Source organism: Clostridium sp. C8 (assembly GCF_001010885.1).
Lineage (GTDB): Bacteria > Bacillota > Clostridia > Clostridiales > Clostridiaceae > Clostridium > Clostridium sartagoforme.
This window is the reverse complement of sequence record NZ_LBMX01000034.1, coordinates 1-3,083: the sequence shown is the minus strand read 5'-3', so window position 1 is coordinate 3,083 and position 3,083 is coordinate 1. Positions and strand designations below refer to the sequence as shown.

Sequence of the window (3,083 nt, the reverse complement as noted above, 5' to 3'; positions counted from 1 at the left end):
AATCTAATCATTACTATTTCTAAAAATATTTGTTTTATGCTAAAGTAAGTTCGGTAATATATTCAATTACATCTGATCTTTTATCTATATTAACTAAAACAACTATATAATCTCCACTAATTAATTTTACAGAACCTCTTGGAATTATTTCTTTATCTCCTCTTTTTATTGCTACAAGTAAACAGTCTTTAGGCCAATTTATTTCATATATATATTTGCCTTCTACTATACTCTCCATTTCAACAACAAATTCTACTATTGTTTTCTTCGCATTATTCTCCTCATCACTTACACCAACTCTTTTAAGTAGTCTTTCTAATAAAACTTCATATATAGGTTGATTTTTCAATGCCTCAGAAGTTATATAAGCTATTATTACAACTACTGATAATGAAAGAAGATGAGTAAATGATCCTGTCATTTCCATTATAAGTACTATTCCTGTTATTGGAGCCTTTACCACCGCAGCAAAATATCCTGCCATACCAAGAGCTATAAAATTTATCATAAAAGAATTACTTATACCTAAAATATCTACAGAAAAAACTCCTATTGCATTCCCTATTATTGCCCCAAGTAAAAGCATTGGAAGGAATATTCCCCCGGGCACCCCGGAGCCAAAACAAATTAATAATAATAAAAATTTTACTAAATATAATATTATTAAAAATGAAATAGCATGTTTTTCTGAATTTAAATCCATTATCAACTCATGGCCTCCGCCTAATAAAATTGGCAATGTTAAACCTATAATAGCAGTTATTATAAAAGGAATCATTATTTTTATTTCTATTGGTATTTTGGTTAACTTAGAGTATATATCTTGAAATAAGTATATTCCTTTTGAGAATATAACTCCCATGACACCAGTTATAAATCCTAAAATAATTAGTACCCAATAATATTTTAATGGCAATGCACTCATTTCATTGAAATTTAAAGCTGGCTCCATTCCTAAAAAATTTTTCGATATAAAATCAGCACTTATTGCTGCCGCCATAGCCGATAATAGAACTAATGGAGAAAAATTTCTATGAATTTCTTCTAGTGCAAATACTATTCCTGATAACGGAGAATTAAATGCGGCTGAAAGTCCTGCTGATGCTCCTGCTGTTATCAAAAATTCTTTCTTTACTGGCATCTTTTTATAAGTACTCTCTGCTATACCTTCTCCTATAGAAGCTCCAATTTGCACAGATGGACCCTCCCTACCTAAAGAGAGACCAGCTGATAGTGCTAAAACTCCTCCTGCAAATTTATATATAAGTATTCTAAACCAATTCATCTTCAATTTATTAATTACTCTTCCTTTTACTTGAGGAATTCCGCTACCTGATATCATATTTTCCCTTTTAGACATAAATCCAACTAAAATACCCACTAAAGCTAAGATAATTATTACTAAAATTGTATTTATTAAGCCTTTATTTCCCCATAAATACAAATCTAAGAAAATTGAAGAAAGTTTTTTTATAAATATTCTATTTAATACTATTATCCCACCTGTAATTAAACCTATAATAATACCTTGGATTATTAATCTAAATTTCATATTTTTTCTTTTTATTAATATATCTTTTATATTTTCTTCTTCCAAAACTAAATCACCTTATTTTCAAATATATTTTTTACTTCATCTAATATTTTAAAATTAGTAAAGTCAAAATGTAAAGGAGTCATTGTTACATAGCCTTTGGATAAAAAATATAAGTCAGAATCATTCTCTGATATATCATTTCTGGTTCCTTTTGTTATATAAACATTATCTTCATTTTCTTCAATTAAAATATAATCTGTTTTATATGTTGACTTTCCTAGTCTACATACTTTTACTCCTCTTATTTCTTCTTTACTAATATTTGGAACATTAACATTTAAAACTACATTATCTTTTAAATAATATTTTTTTGCTACATCTATTATTTTGCTTATCCAATTAGCTGCCTTAGTGTAATCCTCATCTTCTCTCTCCCAATCTACCTCCATTGATATAGCAATAGATGGTACATTATATATTGCTCCTTCTATTGCTGCCGATACCGTTCCTGAATATAAAATATCAGTTCCACAATTTAAGCCTCTGTTAATACCAGAAATAACTAAGTCTATATTTTTTCCAAGTAAAGATAATCCTGCTTGAGTACAATCAGCTGGTGTTCCTACTAAACTGTATGCCTTAAAATTATCATCTATTTTTTCTTCTCTTATCTTAATGGGATTATGAATTGATATAGAATGGCTAGAAGCACTTTTTTGTTCCCTAGGTGCAACTACTATAATTTCATGTTTTTTTGATATTTCCTTTGCTAAAGTTATTATTCCTCTAGCATTTATTCCATCATCATTAGTAATTAATACTCTCATATAGTCTTCCCTCCAATTAATTTTTCTTATTTTCATAAATATAAAAATAACTACTTATTATATTATTACTTTTTACTTATATATTATCATAAAATTGTAGATGATGAAAAAGAGTAATATAAGTGAAATAAATTCAACTATATTACTCCTTTTATTATTCTCTAAACATCTCTGCTATTAACTTATATGAATTTATCTTAGAGTTTAAATCTGTATTTAACGTTATAAGCATAAACTCATCTGTTTTATATATTTCACTCATTTTTAGTATTTGCGCTTTTATATTATCTGGAGTACCTATTAACATCCTCTTTCTATTTCTTTTTACTATTTGTATTTCTGCATCAGAATATTTATAAGATCAAGCCATTTCTAAAGAAGGTATCTTTTTAGATTTACCAGTTTCTACAAGAACCAAAGCTAAATCTATAATAGCTGATTGCTTATTAACTCTTTAATCTATAATTTTTTCTAATAGGGGAATTCTATTATTGATAATAATAATTTAGGAGGATTTAAAATGAAAAATAAAAATTATAATAACCTTAATAATCCAGCATCATCTAATTATGATGAAAAAATTAAAAATAAAGCTAATGAAAAAACTCCATATGGAGAAAATGAACCATCTACTCGTACAACATATAAATAAAATTTAACAAATAAAAATACCGTTTATAAAATAAACGGTATTTTTATTTCAGTTTGTTGAAAAACCC

4 protein-coding genes are annotated in these 3,083 nt (G+C 26.9%); 1 reads left to right on the top strand and 3 read right to left on the bottom strand.

Annotated elements, in window-relative coordinates:
* Positions 1–34: 34 nt before the first annotated feature.
* From AAT22_RS04760 to AAT22_RS19005, 3 genes are all read right to left on the bottom strand, one after another.
* Positions 35–1,597 carry a ClC family H(+)/Cl(-) exchange transporter gene (locus AAT22_RS04760; protein WP_047000428.1) on the bottom strand — a complete coding sequence of 521 codons (1,563 nt, stop codon included), beginning with the start codon at positions 1,595–1,597 and terminating at the stop codon, positions 35–37.
* Positions 1,598–1,599: 2 nt separating this feature from the next.
* Positions 1,600–2,364, bottom strand: a complete 765-nt coding sequence (gene surE / locus AAT22_RS04755) for a 5'/3'-nucleotidase SurE (RefSeq protein ID WP_047000427.1) — start codon at positions 2,362–2,364, stop codon at positions 1,600–1,602.
* A gap of 154 nt (positions 2,365–2,518) precedes the next feature.
* Positions 2,519–2,671, bottom strand: a complete 153-nt coding sequence (locus AAT22_RS19005) for a hypothetical protein (RefSeq protein WP_156174284.1) — start codon at positions 2,669–2,671, stop codon at positions 2,519–2,521.
* A gap of 213 nt (positions 2,672–2,884) precedes the next feature.
* On the opposite strand from AAT22_RS19005, the gene AAT22_RS19525 reads away from it, so the two are divergent.
* Positions 2,885–3,016 carry a hypothetical protein gene (locus AAT22_RS19525; protein WP_278279794.1) on the top strand — a complete coding sequence of 44 codons (132 nt, stop codon included), beginning with the start codon at positions 2,885–2,887 and terminating at the stop codon, positions 3,014–3,016.
* Positions 3,017–3,083: the final 67 nt, after the last annotated feature.

Excerpts from the sequence above, each read along its gene's own strand:
- surE (WP_047000427.1), bottom strand. The coding sequence starts at position 2,364 with ATGAGAGTATTAATTACTAATGATGATGGAATAAATGCTAGAGGAATA.
- AAT22_RS19005 (WP_156174284.1), bottom strand. The coding sequence starts at position 2,671 with ATGTTAATAGGTACTCCAGATAATATAAAAGCGCAAATACTAAAAATG.
- AAT22_RS19525 (WP_278279794.1), top strand. The coding sequence starts at position 2,885 with ATGAAAAATAAAAATTATAATAACCTTAATAATCCAGCATCATCTAAT.